This window comes from Sphingobacterium cavernae (assembly GCF_008520265.1).
In the GTDB taxonomy this organism is placed as follows: Bacteria; Bacteroidota; Bacteroidia; order Sphingobacteriales; family Sphingobacteriaceae; genus Sphingobacterium; species Sphingobacterium cavernae.
Genome location: NZ_VIQM01000111.1, coordinates 1 through 1,462 on the forward strand (window position 1 = coordinate 1; position 1,462 = coordinate 1,462).

At 37.6% G+C, this 1,462-nt stretch carries 1 protein-coding gene; it reads left to right on the forward strand.

Annotation, left to right across the window (positions count from 1 at the left end):
- Window positions 1-118: 118 nt before the first annotated feature.
- The gene (locus FLS47_RS17595) at window positions 119-1,444 is read left to right on the forward strand and encodes an IS5 family transposase (RefSeq protein ID WP_149915633.1); all 1,326 of its coding nucleotides are present in this window, start codon (window positions 119-121) and stop codon (window positions 1,442-1,444) included.
- Window positions 1,445-1,462 lie beyond the last annotated feature (18 nt).

Consider the following 1,462-nt stretch of genomic DNA (forward strand, 5'->3'; position numbering starts at 1 on the left):
TAGTTAGCCCTTAAAAAGGGTCTATTTAACTGAATTTCAAATAGTTAATTTCGTATTCTCTTGTTTTTATTTGCCAGATTCCGTATATTTAGTGTAGAAACCTTGCAAATTCAACCCTATGCTAGCGAAGAAAAAGATCACAAATCAATCCAGTTTCTTCTTCACTTTAGAAGATACCTTGAGTCAAAAGCACCCTCTTTATATTTTGGCTAACCGCGTTGATTGGCAGTTATTTGAGACGGAATTTAGCACTCTGTATTGCCAGGATAATGGACGTCCAGCCAAACCGATCCGCTTGATGGTAGGTCTTTTGATTTTGAAGCATATCCGTAATATTTCCGATGAAAGTATTGTGGAGCAATGGTCCGAGAATTTGTATTACCAGTATTTTTGTGGCCAACAAGAATTTATGGCAACCGTTCCTTGCGAGGCCTCGGAATTAGTTCATTTTCGCAAGCGTATCGGTGAATCAGGGATTGAATTGATCTTTAAAGAAAGTATCCGAATAAATGGCAATGATAGCGATGATCCAGATGTTAATGCCGATACAACCATTCAGGAGAAAAATATTACTTTTCCCACGGATAGTAAGTTGCATAAAAAGATGATAAAAAAGACGCTGAAAATTGTCCAAGATGAACAATTGCCCATCCGTCAAAGTTACAAGAGGATACTTAAAAAACTAAGTTTAGATCAGCGATTTCGCAATCACCCTAAAAATAAATCAAAAGCCAGAAAAGCTGATAAGAAAGTAAAAAACATTGCTGGCCGATTGGTTCGCGAACTGGAGCGTAATTTATCACCAGATTCGATCCATCAAAAAACAATTCTATTTTTCAAACAGGTTCTAACTCAGAACAAGGGAAGTAAACATAAAATATACTCGCTACATGAGCCAGATGTACTCTGCATTTCTAAAGGTAAAGAGCATAAGAAATATGAGTTCGGAAATAAAGTCTCGATCGTAAAGACGCAAAATACCGGTGTAATCGTTGGTGCAATGGGGTTTCGAAATGAGTTTGATGGACATACATTAAAACCAGCATTAGAGCAGGTTAACAGAATGATAGGAAAGGAACCCAAAACTGTAAGTGTGGATCGGGGTTACCGAGGGAATACCCAGATTGGGGCCACGCAAGTTCAGATCCCCAAACCATTCAATGACAAAAAACAAACCAAGTACCAACAGAAAAAGCTCAAAGAAGCGCATCGAAAAAGAGCAGCAATAGAACCCGTAATTGGACATTTAAAAACCGACCATCGATTGGGAAGAAACTTTTACAAAGGGATTATTGGCGACAATATCAATATTATGCTAGCGGCAGCAGCTTTCAACTTCAAGCGGATGATGAATAAATGGAAATCATCATTTTTTGTCTTTATTCAAAACCTGTTTATCCAACTCTATTGTTGCAGGTTAAATTGGATAATCGGATCAAAATAGCTTTTTAAGGCTTGACTA

What these genes read in the sequence shown, in the direction of transcription:
- FLS47_RS17595 (WP_149915633.1), top strand. Translation starts at nt 119, where the DNA reads ATGCTAGCGAAGAAAAAGATCACAAATCAATCCAGTTTCTTCTTCACT.